The 25,480-nt window shown below is 66.3% G+C and carries 24 protein-coding genes and 1 tRNA gene; 10 read left to right on the top strand and 15 right to left on the bottom strand.

Annotation, left to right across the window (positions count from 1 at the left end):
• Positions 1-100 precede the first annotated feature (100 nt).
• Together rpoD and AC3FOF_RS02220 are read left to right on the top strand one after the other, a co-directional pair.
• A complete protein-coding gene (rpoD, locus tag AC3FOF_RS02215) occupies positions 101-2,446 on the top strand; it encodes an RNA polymerase sigma factor RpoD (protein WP_430869510.1) in 2,346 nt (781 codons plus the stop codon).
• A 24-nt stretch (positions 2,447-2,470) separates the two neighbouring features.
• Positions 2,471-2,549: transfer RNA gene (locus tag AC3FOF_RS02220), tRNA-Ile, on the top strand.
• A 207-nt stretch (positions 2,550-2,756) separates the two neighbouring features.
• On the opposite strand, the gene AC3FOF_RS02225 is transcribed toward AC3FOF_RS02220, so the two are convergent.
• A complete protein-coding gene (locus AC3FOF_RS02225) occupies positions 2,757-3,551 on the bottom strand; it encodes an IclR family transcriptional regulator domain-containing protein (protein ID WP_017227660.1) in 795 nt (264 codons plus the stop codon).
• A 179-nt stretch (positions 3,552-3,730) separates the two neighbouring features.
• Here AC3FOF_RS02225 and AC3FOF_RS02230 point away from each other — a divergent pair, with 179 nt between their 5' ends.
• A complete protein-coding gene (locus tag AC3FOF_RS02230) occupies positions 3,731-5,353 on the top strand; it encodes an acyl CoA:acetate/3-ketoacid CoA transferase (RefSeq protein WP_488725649.1) in 1,623 nt (540 codons plus the stop codon).
• A gap of 188 nt (positions 5,354-5,541) precedes the next feature.
• Positions 5,542-6,540 (top strand): Bug family tripartite tricarboxylate transporter substrate binding protein, encoded by a 999-nt coding sequence (locus AC3FOF_RS02235; RefSeq protein WP_488725650.1) that lies wholly within the window; start codon positions 5,542-5,544, stop codon positions 6,538-6,540.
• Positions 6,541-6,653: 113 nt separating this feature from the next.
• Here the strand turns inward: AC3FOF_RS02235 and AC3FOF_RS02240 are convergent, their stop codons facing one another.
• From AC3FOF_RS02240 to AC3FOF_RS02255, 4 genes are all read right to left on the bottom strand, one after another.
• Positions 6,654-8,486 carry a flotillin family protein gene (locus tag AC3FOF_RS02240; RefSeq protein WP_017227657.1) on the bottom strand — a complete coding sequence of 611 codons (1,833 nt, stop codon included), beginning with the start codon at positions 8,484-8,486 and terminating at the stop codon, positions 6,654-6,656.
• Between the two features lie 66 nt (positions 8,487-8,552).
• Positions 8,553-9,212 carry an OB-fold-containig protein gene (locus AC3FOF_RS02245; protein ID WP_017227656.1) on the bottom strand — a complete coding sequence of 220 codons (660 nt, stop codon included), beginning with the start codon at positions 9,210-9,212 and terminating at the stop codon, positions 8,553-8,555.
• Between the two features lie 64 nt (positions 9,213-9,276).
• Complete coding sequence (locus AC3FOF_RS02250; protein ID WP_276264321.1) at positions 9,277-9,963, bottom strand: PspA/IM30 family protein; 687 nt, start codon at positions 9,961-9,963, stop codon at positions 9,277-9,279.
• 61 nt (positions 9,964-10,024) lie between these two features.
• Positions 10,025-10,519, bottom strand: a complete 495-nt coding sequence (locus tag AC3FOF_RS02255) for a hypothetical protein (protein WP_017227654.1) — start codon at positions 10,517-10,519, stop codon at positions 10,025-10,027.
• A 475-nt stretch (positions 10,520-10,994) separates the two neighbouring features.
• Here AC3FOF_RS02255 and AC3FOF_RS02260 point away from each other — a divergent pair, with 475 nt between their 5' ends.
• Entirely contained in the window at positions 10,995-12,485 is a 1,491-nt protein-coding gene (locus tag AC3FOF_RS02260; RefSeq protein ID WP_017227653.1) for a DEAD/DEAH box helicase, read from the top strand.
• A gap of 201 nt (positions 12,486-12,686) precedes the next feature.
• Here AC3FOF_RS02260 and AC3FOF_RS02265 read toward each other — a convergent pair whose 3' ends face one another.
• From AC3FOF_RS02265 to AC3FOF_RS02275, 3 genes are all read right to left on the bottom strand, one after another.
• Positions 12,687-12,863, bottom strand: coding sequence for a MerR family DNA-binding transcriptional regulator (locus AC3FOF_RS02265; RefSeq protein ID WP_488725651.1), 177 nt, complete (start codon positions 12,861-12,863; stop codon positions 12,687-12,689).
• Positions 12,864-12,968: 105 nt separating this feature from the next.
• Positions 12,969-13,898, bottom strand: a complete 930-nt coding sequence (gene gluQRS / locus AC3FOF_RS02270) for a tRNA glutamyl-Q(34) synthetase GluQRS (protein ID WP_488725652.1) — start codon at positions 13,896-13,898, stop codon at positions 12,969-12,971.
• A 14-nt stretch (positions 13,899-13,912) separates the two neighbouring features.
• Positions 13,913-14,836: a LysR family transcriptional regulator gene (locus tag AC3FOF_RS02275; RefSeq protein ID WP_017227651.1), complete on the bottom strand. Its 924-nt coding sequence runs from the start codon at positions 14,834-14,836 to the stop codon at positions 13,913-13,915.
• 140 nt (positions 14,837-14,976) lie between these two features.
• Between AC3FOF_RS02275 and AC3FOF_RS02280 the strand changes: the two genes are divergently transcribed.
• Together AC3FOF_RS02280 and AC3FOF_RS02285 are read left to right on the top strand one after the other, a co-directional pair.
• Complete coding sequence (locus AC3FOF_RS02280) at positions 14,977-15,675, top strand: pirin family protein (RefSeq protein ID WP_017227650.1); 699 nt, start codon at positions 14,977-14,979, stop codon at positions 15,673-15,675.
• 160 nt (positions 15,676-15,835) lie between these two features.
• Entirely contained in the window at positions 15,836-16,828 is a 993-nt protein-coding gene (locus AC3FOF_RS02285) for a CobD/CbiB family protein (RefSeq protein ID WP_488725653.1), read from the top strand.
• 74 nt (positions 16,829-16,902) lie between these two features.
• Here the strand turns inward: AC3FOF_RS02285 and AC3FOF_RS02290 are convergent, their stop codons facing one another.
• Genes AC3FOF_RS02290 through AC3FOF_RS02300 form a run of 3 tightly spaced genes read right to left on the bottom strand, consistent with a single transcriptional unit; the run spans position 16,903 to position 19,506 of the window.
• Positions 16,903-17,211 (bottom strand): putative signal transducing protein, encoded by a 309-nt coding sequence (locus tag AC3FOF_RS02290; RefSeq protein WP_017227648.1) that lies wholly within the window; start codon positions 17,209-17,211, stop codon positions 16,903-16,905.
• A gap of 37 nt (positions 17,212-17,248) precedes the next feature.
• Complete coding sequence (gene rsgA, locus AC3FOF_RS02295) at positions 17,249-18,262, bottom strand: ribosome small subunit-dependent GTPase A (protein ID WP_017227647.1); 1,014 nt, start codon at positions 18,260-18,262, stop codon at positions 17,249-17,251.
• A complete protein-coding gene (locus tag AC3FOF_RS02300; protein ID WP_276264319.1) occupies positions 18,259-19,506 on the bottom strand; it encodes a M48 family metallopeptidase in 1,248 nt (415 codons plus the stop codon). Before AC3FOF_RS02300 ends, rsgA begins: the two co-directional genes overlap by 4 nt.
• 201 nt (positions 19,507-19,707) lie before the next feature.
• Here AC3FOF_RS02300 and orn point away from each other — a divergent pair, with 201 nt between their 5' ends.
• A complete protein-coding gene (gene orn / locus AC3FOF_RS02305; RefSeq protein ID WP_276264318.1) occupies positions 19,708-20,352 on the top strand; it encodes an oligoribonuclease in 645 nt (214 codons plus the stop codon).
• A gap of 67 nt (positions 20,353-20,419) precedes the next feature.
• Positions 20,420-21,301: an AEC family transporter gene (locus AC3FOF_RS02310; protein WP_017227644.1), complete on the top strand. Its 882-nt coding sequence runs from the start codon at positions 20,420-20,422 to the stop codon at positions 21,299-21,301.
• Positions 21,302-21,329: 28 nt separating this feature from the next.
• Here AC3FOF_RS02310 and mog read toward each other — a convergent pair whose 3' ends face one another.
• Together mog and yjgA are read right to left on the bottom strand one after the other, a co-directional pair.
• The gene (gene mog, locus AC3FOF_RS02315; RefSeq protein ID WP_017227643.1) at positions 21,330-21,980 is read right to left on the bottom strand and encodes a molybdopterin adenylyltransferase; all 651 of its coding nucleotides are present in this window, start codon (positions 21,978-21,980) and stop codon (positions 21,330-21,332) included.
• 22 nt (positions 21,981-22,002) lie between these two features.
• Positions 22,003-22,629 carry a ribosome biogenesis factor YjgA gene (gene yjgA, locus AC3FOF_RS02320; RefSeq protein WP_430869509.1) on the bottom strand — a complete coding sequence of 209 codons (627 nt, stop codon included), beginning with the start codon at positions 22,627-22,629 and terminating at the stop codon, positions 22,003-22,005.
• 57 nt (positions 22,630-22,686) lie between these two features.
• Here yjgA and pmbA point away from each other — a divergent pair, with 57 nt between their 5' ends.
• Entirely contained in the window at positions 22,687-24,054 is a 1,368-nt protein-coding gene (gene pmbA, locus AC3FOF_RS02325; RefSeq protein WP_017227641.1) for a metalloprotease PmbA, read from the top strand.
• An 82-nt stretch (positions 24,055-24,136) separates the two neighbouring features.
• Here the strand turns inward: pmbA and AC3FOF_RS02330 are convergent, their stop codons facing one another.
• Positions 24,137-24,637 (bottom strand): dihydrofolate reductase, encoded by a 501-nt coding sequence (locus AC3FOF_RS02330; RefSeq protein WP_017227640.1) that lies wholly within the window; start codon positions 24,635-24,637, stop codon positions 24,137-24,139.
• Positions 24,634-25,428: a thymidylate synthase gene (locus AC3FOF_RS02335; RefSeq protein WP_276264317.1), complete on the bottom strand. Its 795-nt coding sequence runs from the start codon at positions 25,426-25,428 to the stop codon at positions 24,634-24,636. Before AC3FOF_RS02335 ends, AC3FOF_RS02330 begins: the two co-directional genes overlap by 4 nt.
• Between the last annotated feature and the right edge of the window lie 52 nt (positions 25,429-25,480).

The raw sequence follows: 25,480 nt of genomic DNA on the forward strand, positions 1-25,480 counted from the left end.
AGTCAGGACGCCAGCCCAGCCTGTGCCAGCTAAGACCGCTCGGAGCGCCAAGGCGCCCGCTGCGACCGCTTCCACCGGAACCCGCAATTCCGAAAACCCGATGCCCTCGACTTCGGCACGCGAGAGCGGCAATAGCGCCAATACGAGCGGCAAGCACGCCGCATCTGTACCAGTGAAAGGCAAGAGTATCACCGTGGCGAAACAGCAGAACACCGAAGTCGAGAGCAAGCGAACGGCAGCGACCAGCGCCAAGACCGGCAGCCCCACGGCGGGTACGACCGGGCCCGAGGCCACGCCGCATGCCACCACTTCCGCCCCCGTTGCATCCGAGCGTCCCGCCGCTCCGGCAGTCAAGCCGGAGCCGAAGAAGCGTGGCCGCAAGCCCAAGGCCGGGATGCAGCACGACGACAGCACAACAGACGACGTGACTGAAGAGCTTTACGAAGACGAGATGCCCGCTGCAGCGCCGGCGGCCGCGCCCAGGAGCGAAAAGCAGAAGGCCCGCGACCGCAAGGCCAAGGAAAAGGCCCTGCTCAAGGAGTTCGCGTCGACCCAGCAGGGCACCGAGGAAGAACTGGAAGCACGCCGCCAGAAGCTGAAGGCACTGATCAAGCTGGGCAAGTCGCGCGGATACCTGACCTACGCGGAAATCAACGATCATCTGCCGGACGACATGGTCGATTCGGAAACGATCGACACGCTGGTTGCCACGCTGAACGACATCGGGATCGCCGTCTACGAACAGGCGCCCGATGCCGAAACCCTGCTGCTCAACGACAACGCGCCGTCGGCCACCAGCGAAGAAGAGGCAGAGGAAGAGGCTGAGGCCGCCCTGTCCACGGTGGACTCCGAATTTGGCCGCACCACCGATCCCGTGCGCATGTACATGCGCGAAATGGGCACGGTGGAACTGCTCACGCGCGAAGGCGAAATCGAAATCGCCAAGCGCATCGAGGCCGGCCTGAAGGACATGGTGATGGCGATCTCGGCCTGCCCCGTCACGATCTCCGAGATCCTGGCGCTGGCCGAGCGCGTTGCCAGCGACGAGATCAAGATCGACGAGTTCGTCGATGGCCTGATCGATCCGAACGCCGACGACGTGCCCGCGGCCGCGCCCGCGCCCGTGGTGGCGGCGGCGGCCGAGGAAGAGGACCTGGAATCGGACGACGAAGAGTCCGAGGAAGACGAGGACGACGACGCCGGCGGCCTGGCTGCTTCCGCACGCCAGCTCGAGGAACTGAAGCAGGGCGCGCTGGAGAAATTCCGGGTGATCGCCGAGCAGTTCGACAAGATGCGTCGTTCCTTCGAGAAGGAAGGCTACAAGTCCAAGGCCTACGTCAAGGCCCAGGAAGCCATCCAGAACGAGCTGATGACCATCCGCTTCACCGCGCGCAACGTCGAACGCCTGTGCGACACGCTGCGTGGCCAGGTGGACGAAGTGCGCAAGCTCGAACGCTCCATCCTGAAGATCGTGGTGGACAAGTGCGGCATGTCGCGCGCGGATTTCGTCGCCCGCTTCCCGGGCAATGAAACCAACCTCGAGTGGATCGGCACCATCATCGCCGATGGCAAGCCGTACAGCACCATCGTCGAACGCAACGTGCCGGCCGTGCACGAGCTGCAGCAAAAGCTGATCGACCTGCAGGCGCGCGTGGTACTGCCGCTGAAGGAACTGAAGGACGTCAACCGCAAGATGAGCGAGGGCGAGAAGCGCGCCCGCGAAGCCAAGCGCGAGATGACCGAGGCCAACCTGCGCCTGGTGATCTCGATCGCCAAGAAGTACACCAACCGCGGCCTGCAGTTCCTCGACCTGATCCAGGAAGGCAATATCGGCCTGATGAAGGCTGTGGACAAGTTCGAATACCGCCGCGGCTACAAGTTCTCCACCTACGCCACGTGGTGGATCCGCCAGGCCATCACCCGTTCGATCGCCGATCAGGCGCGCACCATCCGTATTCCGGTGCACATGATCGAAACGATCAACAAGATGAACCGCATCTCGCGCCAGATCCTGCAGGAAACCGGCAACGAGCCGGATCCGGCAACGCTGGCCGAGAAGATGGAGATGCCGGAAGACAAGATCCGCAAGATCATGAAGATCGCCAAGGAACCGATCTCCATGGAAACGCCGATCGGCGACGACGACGATTCCCATCTGGGCGACTTCATCGAAGACACCAATACGCTGGCCCCGGCCGAAGCAGCGCTGCATGGATCCATGCGCGATGTGGTCAAGGACGTGCTAGACTCTCTGACCCCGCGCGAAGCGAAGGTCTTGAGGATGCGCTTCGGTATCGAAATGAGCACGGATCACACACTGGAAGAAGTCGGCAAGCAGTTCGACGTCACCCGTGAACGGATTCGCCAGATCGAAGCCAAGGCACTGCGCAAGCTGCGTCACCCAAGCCGCTCCGACAAGCTGAAGAGTTTCCTCGAAGGCAGCTGACCGGTTCGCCGGTCTGACTTCCCCGGGCCTCTAGCTCATGCCTGGTTAGAGCAGCGGACTCATAATCCGTTGGTGCCGTGTTCGACTCACGGGAGGCCCACCATTGTTGGAAAAAAGAAGCCCCGCAGGGAAACCTGCGGGGCTTCTTTTTTCTTTGTGACGTGTGGCTTCCTGCCGCGCAGCCGGTCCGACAGGGAGGGGGCGTGCCGGCTTACGCGGCGCCATCCTAGGCCCTGCGCGGCGGCCATGCCCTGGACTGGCGTCCGGGCTCTCGCGGCGCGGCGCCGGGCCGGCGGTTCTTGCCGAGGGCTTAGCGCCTGCGCAGCAGCGCTTCGATGTCACCGGCCGCGCGCCTCAGCGCCGGCAAGTGGTGGCGCACGAGATGCGCTTTATCCCGGCTGCCCAGCACCATGCTGAAACCCAGCCCGGCTACCACCTTGCCCGATTCCGCGCGCAGCGGCACCGAGATGCCGGCGAAGCCATCCACCAGTTCGCTGACGAGCGTGCAATAGCCGTCGCTGCGCACCTGCTTGAGGGTGCGCGCCAGCGCCGTGCGCGAGCTGACCGTGAACGGCGTGAGCTTGCGCAGTTGTGCCGTGGCGAGATAGGCCTCGAGTGCCGCGTCGTCCAGTCCCGCCAGCAGCACGCGGCCCAGGGAGTGGGCGTAGGCCGGCATGCGGCGGCCCACGCCCATGTCTACGCGCAGGATCTGCGGCGGCTCCTCGCGCGCGACGAGTGCTACCGATTCGCCATCGAGCACGCCCAGCGAGCAGGTTTCGCCCGCTTCTTCCGACAGCGCTTTCAGGTAGGGCCCGGCCAGGCGCGGCAGGTTCATCGAGGCGAAATAGGCAAAGCCCAGGTCCATCACGCGTGGCGTGATGGAAAACTCCCGGCCATCCTGCGCGAGGTATCCATTGTGCTGCAATGTCAGCAGCAGGCGCCGCGCCGCGGCGCGGGTGACGTCAAGCTGCTCCGCCACATCCTGCACGGTGAGGCTCGGTGCGCCGGAGGCAAACAGCCGCAGCAGCGCCAGTCCCTTGGTCAGCGAATCGAGCAGCTCGTCCCTTTTTTGCGGGTTGTCCTGGGGCGTGTCGGGGCTGTTCATTGGCGGGGAGTGGAGGAAATAGCGTGATTCTAGTGCGCTGAACGTACTTGCGCGATGCCGGCATGACTCCGTATGATATGCGTTTTGCGAACAAATGTTCGCAAAACATGGTGAGACGCAACGCGGGCCAACCAGCCCGCCGCCATGCGGCCGGCGAAAAGAATACGATGGAGACAGCCATGAAGGTCATCAGCGCGCAGCAGGCCGCTGCGCTCGTGCAATCCCACTGGACCGTGGCCAGTGCCGGTTTTGTCGGGGCCGGGCATGCCGAGGCCGTGACGGAGGCGCTCGAGCGGCGCTTCCTGGACAGCGGCATGCCGCGCGACCTGACGCTGGTGTATTCGGCGGGGCAGGGCGACCAGGGCGCGCGCGGGGTCAACCACTTTGGCAATGCCGGCATGACCGGCCGTATCGTCGGCGGGCACTGGCGTTCCGCCACGCGGCTGGCGGCGCTGGCCATGGCCGAGCAGTGCGAGGGCTACAACCTGCCGCAGGGTGTGCTGACGCACTTGTACCGTGCCATCGCCGGCGGCAAGCCTGGCGTGATGACGAGGATCGGCCTGCACACCTTCGTCGATCCGCGCACGGCACAGGACAGCCGCTACCATGGCGGCGCGATCAACCGCAGCGCGCAGCAGGCGATCGCCGGGAACCGCGCCAACTGGGTCGAGGCGATCGAGTTTCGTGGCGACGAATACCTGTTCTATCCAAGCTTCCCGATCCACTGCGCGCTGATCCGCTGCACCGCGGCCGACAGCCGCGGCAACCTGAGCACGCACCGCGAGGCCTTTCATCACGAACTGCTGGCGATGGCGCAGGCGGCCCACAATTCGGGTGGCATCGTGATCGCGCAAGTGGAGTCGCTGGTGGATCGTCACGACAATCTGCACGCCATCCATGTGCCCGGCATCCTGGTCGACTACGTGGTGGTCAGCACGGACCCGGCGCATCACCAGATGACGTTCGCCGAGTCATTCAACCCGGCCTATATCGCGCCGTGGCAGGGCGCGACAGCGAGTGCCGCGGCCGCACCGGCTGCAGCCCCCGCGCTTGACGCCCGTACCATCGTGCAGCGCCGCGCGGTGCTGGAACTGGCGCGCCGGCAGCCGCGCGTGGTGAACCTGGGGGTCGGCATGCCTGCCGCCGTCGGCATGCTGGCGGCGCAAGCCGGCCTCGACGGCTTTACCTTGACTGTTGAGGCCGGCCCGATCGGCGGCACGCCGGCCGATGGCCTCAGCTTTGGCGCCTCGGCTTATCCGGAGGCGGTGGTCGACCAGCCGGCGCAGTTCGATTTCTACGAGGGCGGGGGCATCGATCTCGCCATCCTCGGGCTGGCCGAGCTGGACGGGCATGGCAACGTCAATGTCAGCAAGTTCGGCGAAGGCGACAACGCCCTGATCGCCGGTGTCGGCGGCTTTATCAATATCACGCAGAGTGCCAAGGCCGTGGTGTTCGTCGGCACGCTTACCGCCGGCGGCCTCGAGGCGTGCGCCGAGGATGGCGCCCTGCGCATCGTGCGCGAGGGCTGCGTCAAGAAGATCGTGCCGCAGGTTTCGCATCTCAGTTTCAACGGTCCCTACGTGGCCTCGCTGGGCATCCCCGTGCTCTACATCACCGAGCGTGCGGTGTTCGAGATGCGGCCCGATGCGATTGGCGCCGAGTGCCTGACGCTGATCGAGATCGCGCCCGGCATCGACCTGCAGCGCGATGTGCTGGATCAGTGCGCCACGCCGGTCACGGTGGCGGCCGACCTGCGCGTCATGGACGCGCGGCTGTTCCGCCCCGGCCCGCTGAAGCTCTGACACCCTGAAGCCGGCGGGCGCATGCCAGCCGGTTTGCCGTCCAAAAACGATAAGACCGGCCGTGACCGGTCATGGAGGAGGCCATCGAAGCTTTGTCCTGTCTTTCCCGTTAGTTTGCTGGATCGCCGACGCGCGCGGGGGCTGTTGAGCCGGCACGCGTCATTGCTGGATACCGTTTCATACCCATCATGCAGAAGACAAGCCGTCGTACTTTCACGCGCCGCGCAGGCGCGGCCCTCCTGGTTGCCGCGCTGCCGCTGTGCGCATCGCAAGCATTCGCGCAGGCCTATCCCTCCAAGCCGATCCGCCTTGTCGTGCCGTTCCCGCCGGGCGGCCCGACCGATACCGCCGCACGCATCATCGGCCAGAAAATGGGTGAATCGCTCAAGCAGACAGTGGTGGTGGACAACCGCCCGGGCGCCTCCGGCACGATCGGCGCGGAGGCGGTCGCCAAGAGCGTGCCGGATGGCTACACCCTGATGGTGCTGGCCACGCCCACGCTGCTGGCGCCGCACCTGATCAGCCGCAAGGGCTACGACATCTTCAAGGATTTCACGCCGGTCGGTGCCGCCTATGACCTGCCCATCGTGATGGTGGTCAATCCGCAGGCCATGCCCGACGTGACGGACCTGCAGCAATACATCGCCCGCGCCAAGGCCCGGCCTGGCGCGCTCAACTACACCAGCGCCGGCAATGGCAGCTTTGGCCACCTGTCCACGGAGCTGCTCAAGAACCTGGGGCATTTCGATGTCCAGCATGTGCCCTACAAGGGCAGCGCGCCGGCGATCTCGGATTTGCTGGCCGGACAGGTGCCAATGATGTTCTCGGACATGATCGCGGCGCTGCCGCATATCAAGGCCGGCAAGCTGCGGCCCATCGCGGTAGGCTCGGCCAGGCGCGTGAGCTTTACGCCCGATGTGAAGACAGTGGCGGAGCAGGGCTTCCCCGGCTTCGAGGCAACCGCCTGGGGCGGCTTGCTGGCCCCCGCCGGCACGCCCAAGGACGTGATCGCCAGATTGTCGGCCGAACTCAAGGCCGCGCTGGCCGATCCGGTGGTGCAGGAAAAGATGCTGGGCGCCGGCACGGTCGCGGCCTACCAGCCGCCCGAGCAGCTGGCCGCGCGCATGCGCAACGACTACAAGAAGTGGGGCAAGGTGATCCAGGACAACGGTATCAAGAGCGACTGAGACGACGGCATCGATCGGCGATGGTCTCTACTGGCGCCAGCCAGGACTGGATCTGTAGTGGGGGAAGGCCGGACATGCGGGGTTGTCCGGCCTTTTCTTTTGCCTGGCAGCGGTTAGCCTGCGGTGCTTGCGGGGCCGATCTTCGGCGTGCCCGCAGCGTAGTCTGCATGCGTCAGCGGCAACACATCGGCATTGTTGTCATGATGCGGCGCCGTTGCCTCCAGGCGCGGAGCCGTTGCCTGCTGATGCGCCGCCGTTGCTTCCGGATGCGGAGCCGCCGCCAGGCCTGGGACCAGTCCCTGCAGCGAGCCGCCGGACAATCCCACCTCCTTCAGCAGCGAATCGATCAGCGGCGCATGCGCGCGGTACGACAGCGCGGCCGACATCGCCTGCTCGGCAAGATTGCCGTTGCCATTGCCGCCGCCGTTGCCGTTGCCGGCGTCTCCCGACCCGGATGCGGCACCGCCGCGGTTCAGGCCGTCGACCTGGATGATCTTGATGCCATCAATCGCCTTCATGGGCTCGACGGTCTGCTGGATCACGCCGGGCAGCGCCTGCAAGAGCGCCAGCTTGAATTTCAGGCTGGTCTGGTCCGACGAGAGCGCGTTGATGGCGTCGTTGAGCGCGCGCTGCGCTTCCGCTTCCGCCAGGCCCTTCTTGCGTGCCGCCTCGGCCAGTTCGACAATGGCCATGGCCTGCATCTGTGCCGCCTCGCGTTCGGCGCGTGCCTGCGTGGTGACGTGCACGGCCTGGGTCTCGGCCTCCTGCGCGGCCTCGATCAGGGCCACCTGCTTGGCCCGGTCCGCTTCGGCGGTGCGCCGCGTGGTCTCCACCATCTGCTCTGCCTTGACCGCTTCGGCCAGCGCCTCGTTGGCGCGGCCCTGCGCCTGGGACTGCGCTTCCGATTTGGAGGCGATCACGATGGCCTTTTCCTGCTCGGCGATCTCGGTCACCTTGGCCTGCTCGATGGCCGCCATCTGGGTGACGCGCTGTTGCTCGATTTCCTTGACCCGCACGTCGCGCTCGGCTTCCACCTTGCGCGTGCGCACAGCCTGTTCGCGCTGGATCTCGGACTCCTGTACCTGGCGCTCGGCGGTAATGCGGCTCTGTTCGGCTTCCTGCCGGCGCTCGGCTTCGTAGGAGGCAATGCGTGCGTTCTGCTCGGCGGTGCGGGTCTTCACCTGCTGTTCCTGTTCGAGCTTCATGAACGATTCCTGCTGCTCGATCCCCAGCTTCTTGGCCAGGGCGTCGCGGTTCTTCTCGCGCACCGAGACCTCGGTGTCCTGCTCGACCTCGTTGCGCTCCTTGCGGCGGCGCTCGGTTTCCTGCGTGAGCTTGGTCAGGCCCTCGGCATCGAAGGCGTTGTTGGGATCGAAGAATTCCTTCGAGGTCTGGTTGAAGTTGGTGAGCGATACGCTTTCCAGTTCCAGGCCGTTCTTGCCCAGGTCTTCGGCGACCGTGTTCTGCACGCCCTGCACGAACTGCTCGCGCGCGTCCTGCAGGTCCTGCATGCTCATCTGCGCGGCGGTGGAGCGCAGCGCGTCGACGAACTTGTCGTCGACCAGCGCGCGCAGGCTTTCCGGCGCCAGCGTGCGCTGGCCCAGCGTTTGCGCGGCGGTGGAAACGCCTTCCACGGTGGGTTTGACGCGCACGAAGAAGGCCACCACCACGTCGACCCGCATGCGGTCCTTGGTGATGAGGCTGTCGCGCGAGGCGCGGCTGACCTCGAGCTTGAGCGTATTCATATTGATCGGGATGATTTCATGGAATACCGGCAACACGATGGCGCCGCCGCTCATGATCACCTTTTGCCCGCCCAGGCCGGTACGCACGAAGGCGCGTTCGGCGGATGCGCGGGTGTACAGGCGCGAGAAGATCAAGCCGATGATGCACACGCCGATCACGCCGGCCAGGCCGATGACACCCCAGAAGATGATGGAATCCATATTGGTTCTGACGCTCCTTTTTGACTAGGAAAAAATCGTGGAAAGGCAAGGCCGCGGGCCGGCGGGCTACAGCAGGTCGGGCCGCGGGTTGGCGATGACGCGGTACAGGGTGCCCGACACGCGCGCGACGATCAGCACGCTTTCGCCGCGCGGGAAGCGCTGGTCCGGCTGGTCCGGTTCGACGCGGATATAGTGGGGCTGCCCGTACTCGTCCATCAGCCGCGCCTCCGCCGGATTGCCGGCGGCCGCTTCGCCGACGGTGACCTGGGCGACGCGGCCGACGAAATCGAGTTCGGATACCGCGGATGATTCGTCCTGCGGGAAGTAGCGTGCCACCAGGGCGCCGGTCTGCCTGACGAAGGGCAGGGCGCCGAGGGTGGCCAGCCCCACCGCAATGGGCACCGGCAAGAGATGGCCGGCTACTGCTCCCATTGCCCATTGCAGGACCAGCCCGACGATGGCGAAGCCCATCAGGAACAGCACCACCAGCATCAGCAGCGGCACGCGTCCCACATGCAGCCAGCCGAGGAACTGGCCGACCGCACCTGCATCCGCAGCCGCGGCATCGGTGTGGTCGATGGCAAAGTGGGTGACGAGGAAGCTGTCGGCATGCTGCGACAGGCCGAAGCCAAGCAGCATGGCCAGCGCCTCCAGCATGCCGATCACCACCATCAGTCCAATCGCGACCACGAACGGGGCATTGCCCGGCAATAACAGCTGATTCATTTCGGCTTTCTTGTTGTGCTGAATCGGTCGGGATGGGCTGGGCCGGCGCAGGTCGTCCGCCGGCTCAGGAGCGGTTGCCGTCGCGTCCGGCCTTCAGGCGTTCCAGCCGCTCATCGATGCGCTGCTCCCTGTGCAATGTCTCCAGTCGCTTGAGCAGGGAGGCGTCGGCACCCGAACGGCCAACCCCCAGTCCCGCTACGCCGGTGGCGCTGGTCATGGTGCGGTTGAAGCCTTGCTCGAGCTGTTCGGCGCGCACGCCGGCGTTGAACGCGGGCCCACCGCCGCCGCCGCCGGCATGCCCGGCGGCGTGCGCGGCGATCATGCCGGCCAGCGCCTGTTCCATCTCGGCACGCTTGGCGCGCAGGCCAAGCAGGTCGGACTCGGTCGCAGTGGACTTTTCCACCGCTTCCTGCAGGCTGGTGTTGAGCGTGCCGAGCTGGTCCTCCAGGTCGATCTGGCGCTCGGTTCCCGCGCGCGCCGCAGCCTCGTCGCCACGATTCAGCGCGACCGCCACCTGTTCGTCAAGCCGCTCGATCTCGTTGTTGATCCGCGCGATTGCCTTGGCGGCCTGGTGCTTGGCGGCCTCCTGCTGGCCGAGTGCCACCCGCGCCTGCGCGATCACGTCGTCGAATTCGCGCAGGTACTGCTCGAGCACGGCTTGCGGTGTGCGGCTCTCCAGCGAACTGACCAGCGCGTGCACATTGGCGGTCAGCAGTCGTTTTACACGGTTACCCAGGCCTTCGGTCGTCATGGTGTGGTTCCTCTGTGCATCGATCAGGCGCCGCGCTGGCGGCGGCGCGGCAGAGATGAAATCAGCTTGTTCGCCGCGCATTTTTAATCAATGTTGCCAGTTCTAACACTTCCGGTACATAAGCGTCCAGCACGGTGGGGTCATAGGCGGGGGTGCGCTGGGTCACGGCCAGGCGCAGCAGGCCGAGCAGCATGCGCATGGCGCGTGCGGTCAGGCGTGCCTCCAGCTCGCGCGCCCGGGCCGCTGCCTGGTCGCCGGCCGGCACGCCTGCTATCAGGCTGGCCATCAGCTCCGGTAGCTGCATGGCGAACATCAGCACGATTTCAGAATGCTGCTGGTGGTCCTGCTCCAGGATCTGCGCGGCCTCCAGCAGCGGGCGCACCTGCTCGCGCAGCAGCGAAACGCAGCCGATGTAGTCGGACGAACCGTCAGCGCGCCGGCGCGCGTCGGCAAGCAGCGCCCGGATCTTGTCGCTTGGGCTGCTGGCGCCAGGCAACTGGATGCGGGCCAGCCAGGCGAGGTCTTCTTCGGGGATACGGACGGAGACGGTTTGCATCGGGATATGCCTGGGAATGACTCACTCGCATCCAGCATAGGTCACTCGTCATCGTTTGTATACGTTTGCAAGCAAAAAATGACAATTGGAATCCAGGCCGCGAGGGGATGCGGCTTCGGTACGCGGACTCTCCCGATGTCTGCGCGGATACCTGGCTGGCGCGGCCACGCTATCCCGGCTTGCGGAGCTGATGCGCGCGCGACACAAAGTTGAAACCCCGATGGTTGAAAATGGCGTAGCCGACACACCCGGCCTACCCTTCCGAGGGGCTCTGGTGCTACAATCTAAGTCTTTGATTTACATGAGCTATTGATCTCGCGGCGGAATCGCCCACCACAGGCACGGACAGGCGACGGTTCGCGGCGGCACAGCGCCACCCGCGGCCGGGCCTAAATCCATACGCAGATCTTTCCCCGCTCGGTTCAAGACGCGTGTCCGTTGGCGCCGGGTTCGCCTCCTGCAAGACACGGAAACCATGACGACTACGACCACCGACCAGACCACCCCCGAGATCACCTTCGATAGCTTCGGGCTAGACGCCCGCATCCAGCGCGCGCTGGCCGAGCAGGGCTATACCAAGCCCACGCCGATCCAGGCGCAGGCGATTCCCGTGGTGCTGCTGGGCAAGGACGTGATGGGCGCGGCCCAGACCGGCACCGGCAAGACCGCCGGCTTCGCGCTGCCGATCATCCAGCGGCTGCTGCCGATGTCCAATGCCAGTGCTTCGCCGGCGCGCCATCCGGTGCGTGCCCTGATGCTGACGCCCACGCGCGAACTGGCCGACCAGGTCTACGACAACGTGGCCCGCTATGCCCGCTTCACGGACCTGCGCAGCACCGTGGTGTTCGGCGGCGTCGACATGAATCCGCAAACCGAGGCCCTGCGGCGCGGCGTCGAAATCCTGGTGGCGACACCGGGCCGCCTGCTCGACCACGTGCAGCAGAAATCGGTGAACCTGTCGCAGGTGCAGATGCTGGTGCTGGACGAAGCCGACCGCATGCTCGACATGGGCTTCCTGCCTGACCTGCAGCGCATCATCAACCTGCTGCCGGCACAGCGCCAGACCCTGCTGTTCTCCGCCACTTTCTCGGCCGAGATCAAGCGCCTGGCTTCGAGCTACCTGCGCCAGCCGGTCACCATCGAGGTGGCGCGCAGCAACTCGGCCAACGAGAACGTGCGCCAGACGGTGTTCCAGGTCGAAGACGGCCACAAGCAGGCCGCGGTCGTGCACTTGCTGAAGAAGCGCGCCGCCGACGGGCTGTCGCGCCAGTGCATCGTCTTCGTCAACAGCAAGATCGGCTGCTCGCGCCTGGCCCGCCATCTGGAGCGCGAAGGGATCAACGCCGCCGCCATCCACGGCGACAAGACCCAGACCGAGCGCATGCAGACGCTCGATGGCTTCAAGCAGGGCAATATCGATGCACTGGTGGCCACCGACGTTGCGGCCCGCGGCCTCGATATTCCCGACATGCCTTGCGTGATCAACTTCGACCTGCCGTATAGCGCCGAAGACTATGTTCACCGCATCGGCCGTACCGGCCGCGCCGGCGCCAGCGGCGACGCGCTGTCGATCTTTGTGCCGGCCGACGAGCGCCTGCTGGTCGATATCGAGAAACTGCTCAAGCGCAATATCCCGCGCACGCCGCTGGAAGGTTTCGACCCCACCGGCGCCAACGCCCGCGCGGAAGAGAGCGAACGCCGCCGTGCCCGTAGCGACGTGCGCCGCGCCCGCCCCAACGGCGAAGGCGATGAGCCGCGTCCGCGCCGGAACGATCCGGCCAGCTCGCGCAACGCCTTCCGTCCGTCCGACGATCCCTTCTTCTCGCGTCCCTACGAGCCCAGCGGCGGTGCCGCCGCCGCGCAGCCCGATGTCACGGAGAGCCATGCCGCCGCCTTTGGCCGTGGCCGCCCCGCGCCCAAGCGCCCGCTGGCGGCGCTGCTTGGCGGTGTGCCGCGCAAGTCCTGAGGTCTTCGGTGCGCCAAAGCCGTCTGGCATGACGACGGCGTTGACTCCCTCGCCCCGCGGGGGAAGAGGGGGACAACCTACCCGGCCGCAGGGTTGCCTGCAACCGGCCAGATGGGCCTCAGGCCTGCACCGGTATGAACAATTCGACGACGGTGTCCGCGTGCTGCGGGCCCAGGAAGCGTTCGTCCATGTATTCAAACTCTATGCCTTCCAGGACCTTGAATCCGGCGGCAGGCAGCCGATCTGCGTGGGCAGGTAGTAGCGATAGCCGTTTTCCGTTCCGGTCAGCGCCGGGCTGAAGAGGACGATGCTGTCGTAGTGGCGAAGGGTCTTGGTAGTGAGCCCGTAGCATCGGGCCATCTGTCCTATCGTGAGCATACGGTTTCCTTGCGGGAGAAGGTGCGTACTGTCGGCCTTTACGCAAGGGCAAGGTCAAGCGCCGGTATGGTCCCGCCGCGCCCGGCGTCGCGGCGCTTCGGCTTTTCAGGCCATCGTTGCGCCACCCTGTGCGCCCGCGGGCAGGCGCTCCAGCAATGCAGCCCAGCCGGCGGTGGCATCTCCCAGCCAGCTCTCCACGGATTGCGCCGCGCTCGCCAGGCCCAGGTGCCCGCCGGCGCTGCGCAAGGCCGCCAGCGGATCCAGTTCGTCGATGGCTTGCGCGCCGCTTTGCTTGCTGAGCTTTTCACCGAGGGCGTTGGTCACCACCGGCACGTGCAGGTACGACGGCGTAGGGAGTCCCAGCAGGTGCTGCAGGTAGATCTGGCGCGGTGTGGAGTCGAGCAGGTCGGCACCCCGCACGATATGCGTGATGCCTTGCTGGCCGTCGTCAACCACCACGGCCAGCTGGTAGGCCCACAGGCCGTCGGCCCGGCGCAGCACGAAGTCGCCCAGTTCGGTCGCCAGATCCTGGCATTGCCGGCCCTGCCAGCGGTCGTCGAAGCAGACCAGGGCATCGTCGCTGTCCGGTACCCGCACGCGCCAGGCACGCGGCAGCCTGCCATGCAGCCCGTCGCGGCAGGTGCCAGGATAGGCCAGGGTCTGGTGGCGCTCGCGCGCGTGCAGGAGCGAGTCCGCGATTTCCTTGCGCGAACAGCCGCAGGGATAGATCCGATGAGCGGTTTCCAGCTTGCGCAGCGCCTCGGTATAGAGCGCCTCGCGCCGGCTCTGCCACTGCGGGGGCTCGTCGGGATGCAGGCCGAGGCGGGCCAGCGCATGCAGGATCTGCTGGTCGGCGCCGCGCACGCAGCGCGGATAGTCGATGTCTTCGACGCGCACCAGCCAGCTCCCGCCGTGGGCGCGCGCGTCGAGCCAGCTGGCCAGCGCGGTGACCAGGGAGCCCATATGCAGCGGGCCGGTGGGTGAGGGCGCAAAGCGGCCACGGTAGCCGGGCGCCGGGCTCGGGCAGGCGGACATCGTGTTGGCCTGCCTTAGTCGGACTGGCCCGGCTGCTGCTGAAGCAGGGCTTGCGCCAGGCGCGGGTCTTCCAGTTTGTTGGCCCACCATTGCAGCGCCTTGCCGCGCGTGCTGGTGCGCCACGCCACCTTGAAATTGCCCGGTGCGCGCACCTCGAGCGTTTCGCGGGCCTGCAGCACGCCGCTCTCGATAAACGGTTGCGCCATCGGTGCGGGCAGCCACCCGCAGCCCAGTCCGCGGATCTGGGCCTCGAGCTTGTCGCGCATGGTGGGCACCACCAGCACGTCCTGCCCGGCCAGCACGCCGTGGGTGCGCGCCGGCAGGTTGCGCGAGGTGTCGCCCACGGCCACGATGCGATGCTTGGCGATCTGCAGGGTGGTCAGCGGGCCGGGTTCGGTCGCGAGAGGATGATGCGCTGCCACCGCGAACACGAATGGCATGGCGCCGAGCGGGCGCACCTGGAAGCCCTGGGTGCTCGGCGCGTCATAGGCGCCGCCGATCACCAGGTCGGCGCGGCTGCTGACCAGCGCATCCCAGGCGCCGCCCAGCACTTCCTTGGCGAAGCGCAGCCGGGTGGCGCTGTTTTCGGCGTAGAAGTCCTGGATCACCGGTAGCAGCGCACGGAAGTTGATCAGGTCGTCCACCACGATGGTCAGGGTCGCCTCCCAGCCGGTGGCCAGGCGCTTGACGCGGCGGGCCAGATCGTCGGCGGCATGCAGCAGGTGGCGGCCTTCGTCTAGCAGGGCACGCCCGGCGGGCGTCAGTTCAGCGCGGTGGCGGCGGCGGTCGAACAGCAGGACATCGAGGTCTTCTTCAAGCTTGCGCACCACGTAGGTCAGCGCCGAAGGCACTTTGCCCATCTCGTGCGCGGCAGCGGCAAAGCTGCCCTTGCGCTCGATGGCATCGAGAACTTCCAGGGATTCGAGAGAAAGTGCCATGTTCAGAAATTCTGAATGAATGCTACTGAGATCGTTCCGCCAAATATACTCCTGCCATCCTAAACTGCCTAGCATCGAAACGTAGCGCAAGGCCAGGACTAGGTTCCTGTGCCGACGTGGCCTGAAGGAGGGCCGTCAAAATGATTGAAATCAGAAAGGCGGGCGAGCGCGGTTATGCAGATCATGGCTGGCTGAAGTCCTACCATACCTTTTCCTTCGCGGACTACTACGATCCCAAGCACGTCCAGTTCGGGCCGCTGCGCGTGATCAACGAGGACCGGGTCGCCCCGGGCATGGGTTTTGGCACCCACGGCCACCGCGACATGGAAATCATCAGCTACGTGCTCGAAGGCGAACTGGCCCACAAGGACAGCATGGGCAACGGCAGCGTGATCCGCCCCGGCGACGTGCAGCGCATGAGCGCGGGCACCGGCGTGCGCCATTCGGAGTACAACCACGCGGCGCATGACACCACGCATTTCCTGCAGATCTGGATCCTGCCGGAAAAGGCCGATCTCGAGCCCGGCTATGAGGAAAAGCGCTTCGAGGCGGCCGACAAGCGTGGCCGCCTGCGCCTGGTCGGCAGCCGCGACGGTGCCGAAGGCTCGGTGGTGATCCACCAGGACATGCGCCTGTATGCCGGCCTGTTCGATGGCGATGAGTCCGCCACGCTGGCGCTGGCGCCGCAGCGGCGTGCCTATGTGCAAGTGGCTCGCGGGCGTGTCAGCGTCAATGGGCGAGCGCTGGAGGCGGGCGATGCTGCGCAGCTGGAAGACATCGATACGGTGACCCTGAGCCATGGCGACGGAGCCGAAGTGCTTGTCTTCGACCTGCCCTGAGCGGCCTGTCGAGCGGCATTCCCGCCCCGCCCGTTTTCGCGGCGGGCGGGAATGCTCTGTCTGGGCGGCTTTGCCGTGTGCTATCGTCTCGTCATAGCTAAGCGGTCAGGCCGGCACATGCGTTAACGGGTGCGCCCTGGCCATCGATACCCAGACCAGAATGACCTTTGTATCCGTTCTCCTCGCGCTGATCGCCGAGCAGTTCCGTGCCCTGGGCCGCAACAACCCGATCTACGATATCGTGCGCGTGCTGGCCGAACGGGCCGAACACGCCTTCGACACCGGCCGCCCCCGCGATACCGCGCTGGCCTGGTGTACGGTGGTGCTGCCGCTGACGCTGGCGGCCATGGTGGTGCACTACCTGCTGGCCTCCATCAGCGTCGCGCTCACGCTCGCCTGGAATGTCCTGCTGCTTTACCTGACCCTGGGTTTCCGGCAGTTCAGCCACTTCTTCACCGATATCCACGAAGCGCTGAATCGCGACGACCTGCCGCGCGCCCGCGCGCTGCTGCACCAGTGGACCGGTCTCGATACCCTGGAAATGCCCGTCACCGAGATCGTGCGGCATACGCTGGAGGCCGCTATCGTCGCGGTGCACCGCCATGTGTTCGGGGTGTTCTTCTGGTTCCTGGTGCCGATCGGTCCGGGCGGGATGGTGCTGTACCGCATCGCCGAGTATCTGGCACGCCACTGGAACCTGCCTTCCACCGAACGCAGCCCGGCGCTGGGGCGGTTTGCCGCGCGCGCCTTCTACCTGCTGGACTGGGTGCCTTCGCGGCTGACCTCGGTCGGCTTTGCCATCGTCGGCAACTTCGAGGATGCCGTCTATGCGTGGCGCAACCACGCGCGCAAGTGGAACGACGCGGTCAACGGCATCCTGCTCGCCAGCGGCGGCGGAGCCCTGGGCGTGCGCCTGGGCGTGCCGCTGGCCGAGGAAGATTCCGCCGTGGTGCTGCGTACCAGCCTGGCCGGCCCGGCGGTCGACTACGCACCCGGCATGGAAGACGATAGCGAGCCCGAGCCGGTTGCGCCCGAGTTCGGCGCGGAGCCGGGCGTGCGTACGCTGCAGTCGGCCATCGGCCTGGTGTGGCGTGCCGTGGTGCTGTGGATGTTGCTGCTGGCGATGCTTTCGCTGGCGCTCTGGGTGGGCTGAGCCGGCCCCCTTGGCGGGTGCGCGGGATCACGGTCCCGCCAACGCCTTTTCCGTTCCCCTGCCGCTGCCTTGCACTAAGGCTGCCGCGGCGCCCCGCATTGCCAGCACGAGTTGAACTGCGACTCGTGCCACTCCCCGCAAGACTTGCATTCCCACCTTGGGCCCGGCACCGGATTGGCGGCGGCGCGCAGCACGGCCCACGCCTGGGTTTCCATCTCGTCGTCGAGCAGCCAGACCTGGGGGGCACTTTCGCGGAAGGGAATATCACCCATTGCACCGGCCAGCCAGGTGTTGCGCAGGTCGGCGCGGATGCCGGCGGCTTCCAGCAGGTTCTGGCAGTGCGCCGCATGGACGAGGGAAGGGGTCGATAGCAGTAGTTTCATGGTAGTCGGGCACGCCGGGCAGGCGTGCCCGACTACCTTACCACGGCTTTTGCTGGCGGGATTCGTGCAGCAGCTGCGTGTAGAGCTGGTGGCGCCGCTCCGAGATCGCGCCGTCCTTCATCGCGGCCAGCACGCCGCAGCCGGGTTCGTTGATGTGATGGCAGTTGTAGAAGCGGCACTCGGTCAGGCGCGGACGGAATTCGGGGAAGGCGCGTTCCAGCATGCCTTCGCTGAGGTGATGCAGACCGAATTCCTGGAAGCCCGGCGAATCGATCAGGCAGCCGCGCTGCCGGGCGTGCGGGTCGGCACCGCCCTCGACGCCGGCTGTAGCGCCATCCACGCTGGCTGGCAGGTGGTAGAGGCGGGTGAAGGTGGTGGTGTGCTTGCCCGAATCCAGCTTGGCCGAGATCTCCCGGGTCTGCGCTTCCACGCCCGGGATCAACAGGTTCAGCAAGGACGATTTGCCCATGCCGGACTGGCCGATCAGGATGCTGGAGCGATGCGCCAGCTGCGGCCGCAACTGCGCCAGCGTATCGTCCGGCGACCCATGTACCGACAGGAACAGGGTTTCGTAGCCCAGTGCGCGGTATAGCTCGAGCCGGCCCCGGGCTTCTTCCAGGCGCTCGGTCAGGTCGATCTTGTTGAGGATGATCAGCGGCCGGATGCCCAGCGCTTCGGCCGATACCAGGGCCCGGCCCAGCAGGTCTTCCGAAAAGCCCGGTTCGGTCGCAAGCACGATCACCACCTGGTCGATATTGGCGGCCAGCAGCTTGGACTTGAACTGGTCCGAACGGTGCAGCAGGTTCTTGCGCGGCTTGAAACCCGTGATGACGCACTGGTCAGCGGCGGCGCGCTCGATGGTGACGCGGTCGCCCACCGCGCACTCGCTGCGCTTGCCGCGCGGGAAGCCATGCAGGCGGCTGCCGTCGTCCAGCTCGATCACATAGTGGCGTCCGTGCGCGGCGACGATCAGCGCCTCCTCGGCTGCGGCACCATTGCCCTTGGCAGCGCTTGCGGCGCGCTGCGGGCCGCTCCGGCCGGCGCGGCTCATGCGTGCGCCAGCAGGCGGTCGATCCGCTGTGCCGCCGGCGGATGCGAGTAGTAGAAGGCGCTGTAGAGTGGGTCGGGGGTCAGCGTCGAGGCGTTGTCCTTGTACAGCTTGACCAGTGCCGAGACCAGGTGGCCGGCATCCGTCTGGCCGGCGGCGAAGGCATCGGCTTCGAACTCGTGGCGGCGCGAGGTCTGGCTGGCCAGCGGCCCGAGCAGGAAGGTGAACACAGGCAGCGTCAGGAAGAACAGCACCAGGGCGAGCGCATGGTTGGTGGTGCCGAGGTTGGGCAGCACGCCCAGGCCCGTGTAGAACCAGGAGCGGCTGGCCAGCCAGCCCAGCGCGGCCAGGAAGGCCAGGCTCAGCGCGAAGCTCACCAGCATGCCCTTGAGGATATGGCGCCGCTTGAAGTGGCCCAGCTCGTGCGCAAGTACCGCTTCGATCTCGTCGTCGGCCAGGCGCTCCATCAGGGTATCGAAGAAGACGATGCGCTTGGCGGCGCCGAAACCGGTGAAGTAGGCGTTGCCGTGCGCGCTGCGCTTGCTGCCGTCCATCACGAACAGGCCGCGGCTGCGGAAGCCGCACTTCTGCAGCAGGCGCGTGATGCGGGCTTCCAGGGAGGCGTTGGCAAGCGGTTCGAAGCGATTGAACATGGGCATGATCACCGACGGCGCGATCATCTGCACAAAGATCGTGAAGGCGATCCACGTCAGCCACGTCCAGGCCCACCAGTACTGGCCCATATGCTCCATCAGCCACAGGACCGCGAGCAGCAGGGGCAGGCCCAGCGCGCAACCGATGGCCGTCATCTTGACGAGGTCGGCCAGCCAGAGCTTCCAGCCCATGCGGTTGAAGCCGAAGCGCTGCTCGATGCCGAATTGCCCATAGAGCGAGAAGGGCAGGTCGACCAGGCCGCCGAGCACGGCCACGCTGGCGATCAGCGCGACGCTGTAGGCGTAGCCCGGGCCGAAAGTGCCGAGCCAGAACTGGTTGATCCACTGCAGTCCGCCCAGCATGGTCAGGACGATCAGCAGCGCGGCGCCGGCCAGCACCTCCAGCATCGACAGCCGGGTGCGGGCGATGGTGTAGTCGGCCGCCTTCTGGTGCGAGGACAGCGTAATGGTGTCGGCAAAGCGGCTGGGCACCGCGTGGCGGTGTCGCGCCACATGGCGCACCTGGCGGGCCGCCAGCCAGAGCTTGGTCAGCACCATCAGCATCAGGGCGGCTAGGAACAGAAACGTGAACATCGGGCGGAGCCTTGTCATGTGAAGCCGTCGCACGCACGGCCGCGATCCGGAACAGGGGGGTTCCCGACCGCTTTGAGCCGGCGGCGGCAGCGGATATGCGAGAATTATAAGTTGTTCGTGCCTGCTGCCCCGCGTTCCTTGTCCGAGAGCGCCGGGACCGCGGCGCGCTCCCTTCTTGCTTCTTCTTCAACTGCAGTCCAGATGACCAGCCAAAACACCCACGCCCCCAGCGGCGTCAAATCCGTCAAGAGCGAAAACAACCTTATCTGGCTGGACATGGAGATGACCGGCCTGATGCCTGACCAGGACCGCATCATCGAGGTCGCCATCGTGGTGACCGACTCGGAGCTCAATATCCTGGCCGAAGGCCCGGTGCTGGTGATCCACCAGGAAGACGCCGTGCTCGACGGCATGGACAACTGGAACAAGGGCACCCATGGCCGCTCGGGCCTGATCGACAAGGTCAAGGCCTCGACCCTGAGCGAGGACCAGGCCGAGGCCGAGTTGCTGGCCTTCGTCAAGCGCTGGGTGCCGGCGGGCAAGTCGCCCATGTGCGGCAACTCGATCTGCCAGGACCGCCGTTTCATGGCGCGCTACATGCCCAAGCTGGAGGCGTTCTTCCACTACCGCAACCTTGACGTGTCCACGCTGAAGGAACTGTGCAAGCGCTGGGAACCGGCCATCCACAAGGGCTTCGTCAAGCGCCAGATGCACACCGCGCTGGCCGATATCCTGGAGTCGGTGGAGGAGCTGCGCTACTACCGCACCCACTTCATCCGCCATGCCGCGCCGGCGGCAGCCGCGACAGGCGAGGCGCCGGCCGCGCCTGCCGCACCGGCGGGCTGATTCTTCCTTTCCCATGTGATTGCCAAGGCGCCCTTTAGGGCGCCTTGGCTTACCGGCCGCCCTGTCCATGCTAGCGCGCATCGTCTCGATCATCACGCCGGTCATCCTGATCATCCTGGTGGGCTGGCTCTACGGGCGCCGCGCGCATCCCGACATGGCCGGCATCAATCGCGCCACGCTCGACGTGATCGCGCCGCTGCTGGTGGTGTCCGCCTTCGTCAGCAAGGATTTCGTGCTGGCCGACCAGCTTGTGCTGCTGGGTTGCGCGGTGGCCGTGGTGCTGGGTTCCGGGCTGCTGGCCTGGCTGGGCGCGCGCCTGCTGCGGGCGGATCCCCGCACCTTCGTGCCGCCGATGATGTTCAACAACTGCGGCAATATGGGGCTGCCGCTGTCGGTATTCGCCTTTGGGCCGGTCGGGCTGGCGCCCGCGGTCGCATTGTTCGCCGCATCCAACCTGATGCACTTCACCATCGGCATGAAGATCGTCAACCGGCATGCGTCGATCACGCAGATCGCGCGCAATCCGATGGTGCTGGCTACCGTGGCGGGGGTGGGCTTGTCGCTGGCGCGGCCGTGGTTCGCGCTGCCCGATCCGGTGCTGCAGTCGATCAAGCTGCTGGGCGATGCGACCGTGCCGCTGATGCTGTTCGCGCTGGGCGTGCGCATGAAGGATGTGAGCCTGCGCAACTGGGGCATGGGCGCGATCGGGGCGGCGGTCTGTCCGCTGACCGGTATTGCCTGCGCCTTGCTGCTGGCCCAGGTGGTGCCGCTGAGCCAGCTCCAGCGCGGGCTTTTGTTCGTGTTCGCGTCGTTGCCGCCGGCCGTGCTCAATTTCCTCGTCGCCGATCATTTCCGGCAGGAGCCGGACCAGGTCGCTTCGATCGTGCTGCTGGGCAATATCGGCGCGGTGGTGTTCGTGCCGCTGGGGCTGTATCTGGGGCTGCGCTGAGCCGGTTGCGGCGCAGCCCGTCTTCGGCTCAGGCCGCCGGCTTGGCGCGAACCGCGTTCTTGGGGCGCCAGCCCTTGACCACAGCCTCGTCGGTCTCGATGTAAGGGCCGCCGATCAGGTCGATACAGTAAGGTACGGCGGCAAAGATCCCTGGCACGATGGACTTGCCGTCTTCGCCGCGCAGGCCTTCGAGCGTCTCGCGGATGGCGCGCGGCTGGCCCGGCAGGTTGATGATCAGGGCGGCGCGGCTGGCGGTTTCGCGAATCACCGCCACCTGGCGCGACAGGATCGCCGTGGGCACGAAGTGCAGGCTGATCTGGCGCATCTGCTCGCCGAAGCCCGGCATTACCTTGGTGCCCGCCGCCAGCGTGGCTTCCGGCGTGACGTCGCGGCGCGCGGGGCCGGTGCCGCCCGTGGTCAGCACCAGATCGCAGCCGGCTACGTCGACCAGTTCGATCAGGGTGCGCGAGATGACGGCCTGCTCGTCCGGGATCAGGCGCTCCACGTCCTGCCAGGGCGAGGTCAGCGTGCGCCCGAACCACTCGCGCAGCGCCGGGATGCCTTCGTCCTGGTAGGTGCCGGCCGAGGCGCGGTCGGAGATCGAGACAAAGCCGACCAGCAGTTCGTCCGGATGCCTGCGGGCAACGGGATGGACCATCGGCGTCGTGGTTTGCGTCATCTTGTCCCTGCTCCTTGAAGGATTACTCGTCAGCTTCAGCGTCGGGTGCGGCTTGCGGCTCGTCCGCGGCGGCGGCCGCCTGCTTGCCTTCCAGGGCGGTCTTGATCGCCTGGAACAGCTCGCGGAAGTAGCGCGGCGGCTTGTTCATCTCGTGTTCCTTGCGCGCATTGCGGATGATGTTGCGCAGCGCCTGCACATCGCTGGCCGGATGCTCGGCCAGGAATTTCGTCAGCGCGGCATCGTCGGCCAGCAGCAGTTCGCGCCAGCGCTCGACCAGGTGCAGCTTGGCGGTCTCGGCCTTGCTGGCGCCCTTGAAGCCTTCCAGCATGCGCTGGATCGCTTCCACTTCGGCTTCATCCAGCTTGCGCATGACCTTGCCCACGAACTGCATCTGGCGGCGCTTGCCTTCGTGGTTGGTGATGCGGCGCGCGTCGCGGATGGCGTCGGCCAGCGCTTCGGGCATGGGCACGCGTGCCAGGCGGTCCTTGGGCAGGGCTTCGAGTTCCACGCCCAGGTCCTGCAGGGCGAGCATATCGCGTTTTTTCTGGGACTTGCTCTTGGGCAGGTCGTCGTCTTCGGCGGGTTCGGGGGCGAACTGGCCGGGGAAGCCGGAGGCGTTCCGGGGGGAGGTGCGGGAGTTTCGCGTCATGGGTAGCATTTTATCTTGCTATGATTCCTGTTTGGACTTTTGATGACCGCGCCGACAATGGATCAATCCGCAGATCAGACCACCCATTTCACTTATACCCAGGCCCAGCTTAGCGAGATGGCCGCAGATGTGCTGCGGGTGGCACGCGGGCTGGGGGCCACCGACGCGGCAACCGAGATCTCCGAGGGCAGCGGGCTGTCGGTCTCGGTGCGCAAGGGCCAGGTGGAGACCATCGAGCAGAACCGCGACAAGGTGGTGGGCGTCACGGTCATGATCGGCAAGCGGCGCGGCAATGCCAGCACCTCGGATTTCTCGGCGGCGGCGCTGCGCGCTACCGCCGAGGCGGCCTACAACATCGCCCGCTTCACCGCGGAAGACGATTGCGCGGGGCTGGCCGAGGAAGAATTGCTCGAGCGCGCCCCGCGCGACCTCGACCTGTTCCATCCCTGGGATATCGACGCCGAGCAGGCCATCGAGATCGCGTGCCGCGCGGAAGCGGCCGCCTTCGCGGTTTCGCCGCGCATCCGCAACAGCGACGGTGCCAGCGTGTCGGCCCAGCATTCGCAGTTCGTGCTGGCTACCTCGCGCGGCTTCATGGGCGGCTATCCATATTCCCGCCACTTTATTTCGTGCGCGCCGATCGCCGGCACCGGCAGCGGCATGCAGCGCGACGACTGGTACTCGTCCAAACGCGCCCCCGGCGCCCTGGCCGCGCCCGAGGACATCGGCCGCTATGCCGCCGAGCGCTCGCTGGCGCGCCTGAACGCCCGCAAGCTGTCCACGCGCCGTTGCCCGGTGCTGTTCGAGGCACCTCTGGCTGCCGGCTTGCTCGGTGCTTTCGTGCAGGCGGTGTCCGGTGGTGCGCTGTACCGCAAATCGACCTTCCTCTACGACACGCTGGGAAAAGCGGTGTTCGCGCCGCATATCCATATCCACGAGCAGCCGCACCTGCCGGGTGCCATGGGCAGCGCGCCGTTCGACGAAGAAGGTGTGAAGACGCATGCGCGCGATGTGGTGCGCGAGGGCGTTGTCAAGGGTTACTTCCTCTCCACCTACTCGGCGCGCAAGCTGGGCATGAAGACCACCGGCAATGCGGGCGGCTCGCACAACCTGACGCTGTCCAGCGCGCTGACCACGCCTGACGACGATTTCGCCGGCATGCTGCGCAAGCTGGGGACCGGCCTGCTGGTCACCGAACTGATGGGGCAGGGCGTGAACTACGTGACGGGCGATTACTCGCGCGGCGCGTCAGGCTACTGGGTCGAGAACGGCGTGATCCAGTACCCGGTGGAAGAGATCACCATTGCCGGCAATATGGTGGAGATGTTCCGGCAGATCGTGGCCATCGGCGCCGACAGCCTGGTGCGCGGCACCAAGGAAACCGGCTCGGTCCTGATCGAGCAGATGACGATCGCCGGCAACTAAGAAAAAACGCGGCGGCCTGGCTGCAGGCCGCCGCGTTCATGGGCGCAAGTTCATGGGCGCAAAACCAGGACGCTTCCCGCGCCTACTCCTCGCCGGACGGCGGACGCTCGTAAGTGACGAACGCGTAGTCGAAGCCATTGGCTTCGGAGTGATGCCGTTCGCGCTCGGTCGCGACCCACTGGCGCGGGTCGATCGCGGGGAACACCGCGTCGCCTTCCACATCCGCGTCGATCTCCGTCACCACCAGCCTGTCGGCGCTGGGCAACGCCTCCGCATACAACTGCGCGCCGCCGATCAGGAAGATCTGCTCGACGCCAACGCACAGGCGTTGCGCATCCTCTAGCGAGTTCGCCACCTCGCATCCTTCGATACGCAGGTCGCGGTTGCGGCTCACCACGATATTGCGCCTGCCCGGCAGCGGCCGGCCGATCGATTCCCAGGTCTTGCGGCCCATCAGGATGGGCGCGCCCATGGTGGTGCGCTTGAAGTGCGCCAGGTCTTCCGGCAGGCGCCAGGGCAGGGCGTTGTCGCGGCCGATCACGCCGTTGCGGGCTTTCGCCACGATCAGGGTCAACAGCGTCATACGGCCACCGGTGCCTTGATGGCGGGATGCGATTCGTAACCCACCAGTTCGAAGTCTTCGAACCGGTAGTCGAAGATGCTGTCCGGCTTGCGCAGGATCTTGAGCTGCGGCAGCGCCATCGGCTCGCGCGCGAGCTGGGTCTGCACCTGCTCGGCGTGGTTGCTGTAGATATGGCAATCGCCGCCGGTCCAGATGAAGTCGCCCACATCCAGCCCGGTCTGCTGCGCGATCATGTGCGTCAGCAGCGCGTAGCTGGCGATATTGAAGGGCACGCCCAGGAAGATATCGGCACTGCGCTGGTACAACTGGCAGGACAGGCGGCCCTCGGCCACGTAGAACTGGAAGAAGGCGTGGCAGGGCGGCAGCTTCATCTGCGCAATCTCGCCCACGTTCCAGGCCGACACGATCAGGCGGCGCGAGTCGGGGTTGGCGCGGATCTGCGCCATCAGTTCGCTGATCTGGTCGATATGGCGGCCATCCGGCGTCGGCCACGCGCGCCACTGCGAACCATAGACCGGCCCCAGTTCGCCGTTTGCGTCGGCCCATTCGTCCCAGATGCTGACGCCATTGTCCTTGAGGTACTGGATGTTGGTCGAGCCCTTCAGGAACCACAGCAATTCGTGGATGATCGACTTCATGTGCAGCTTCTTGGTGGTCACGACCGGGAAGCCTTCGCGCAGGTCGAAGCGCATCTGGTAGCCGAACACCGAGCGCGTGCCGGTGCCGGTGCGGTCGGCCTTTTCGGTGCCATGCTCTTGCACATGGCGCATGAAGTCGAGGTACTGTTTCATCGGCGCGGGTGTTGGGGGGAAAGTGACGCGACAGCGGTGCGCGCGGTTGGGG

It is taken from the genome of Cupriavidus sp. 96C5-1 (assembly GCF_057798855.1).